Consider the following 1,048-nt stretch of genomic DNA (forward strand, 5'->3'; position numbering starts at 1 on the left):
CCCGGCAAGCGCAAACTGCGGCTCGCCGTCACGCCCACGTTTGCACGCTCCATCCTGCTCCCGCGCCTGCGCCAGTTCACCGAGGCCTATCCCGAGATTGACCTGACCTTGCAGGTCTCCATCCCGCTGCTGGACGTGGTGGCGGAAGATGCCGACCTGATCATCCGTTTTGGCAGCGGCCGCTATGCCGACCTGGAGCATGTGTGCCTGGTGAAGGACGAAGTGACGCCACTGGCCTCGCCCGCCTATGTGCGCGAACACGGCCCTTTCGTGCTGGCGCAAGACCTTGAGGGCGAGACTCTTCTGCGCAGCCCGCTGGACCCCTGGCGCACCTGGTTTTCCGCCAACCACCTCGATTGGCCGGAACCGGTGGAGGGCTCGCAGTTCAACGATATCGGCCTGATGTGCGACGCGGCGGCGGCCGGCATGGGCGTGGCGCTGGTGCGCCTGAAACTGGGCGCGCCCTGGCTGGAGCATGGCTCGCTGGTGCGCTTGTATGAGCTCAATGTGCCCAGCCCGCACTCGCACTACCTGTGCTGGCGCACCGGCATGATGGACCGCTGGGAATGCGCGGCGTTTGCGGACTGGTTGAAAAAGAGCGTTCTGTAGATTCGTTTACATAAAATCGGCCGCCAGCCCCCGAATACAGTGCGCAAGCAGCTATTAATTTAGTAGCATTTTTGTTTTCATGCGTGTTTGGAAAAATCCTCACACCGCGCGGCCTCGCTTGCCCCTACAGTCGGACCCACTCTTTCATCAACGCCTGGAATCCAGCATGAACGCACCCCTATCCCCGGAACAACAGGAATTGCTACAAAGATCAGAGCGCCAGGCGCTGGTAGTACGGGGGCTGGAGGCTTGTTTGCCATCACACGCCCTGCTCTGGCACAAGGAAGACACGACGCCCTATGAATGCGACGGTCTGACCGCCTACCGGCAACGTCCACTGGTGGTGGCGCTGCCCGAAACGCTGGAACAGGTGCAGGCCGTGCTGCGCATCTGCCACGCGCTGGAGGTGCCGGTGGTGGCGCGCGGTGCCGGCACCGGC

The 1,048-nt window shown here is 62.9% G+C and carries 2 protein-coding genes; both read left to right on the plus strand.

Annotated elements, in window-relative coordinates; translation table 11 throughout:
• A partial coding sequence (locus B3V69_RS15225) for a LysR substrate-binding domain-containing protein (RefSeq protein WP_296447862.1) occupies positions 1–609 on the plus strand: 609 nt, incomplete at its 5' end.
• 166 nt (positions 610–775) lie between these two features.
• Positions 776–1,048: FAD-binding protein (locus tag B3V69_RS15230; RefSeq protein WP_296447863.1), on the plus strand; the 273-nt coding region annotated here is incomplete at its 3' end.

It is taken from the genome of Rhodoferax sp. UBA5149, from assembly GCF_002413825.1.
Lineage (GTDB): Bacteria > Pseudomonadota > Gammaproteobacteria > Burkholderiales > Burkholderiaceae_C > Rhodoferax.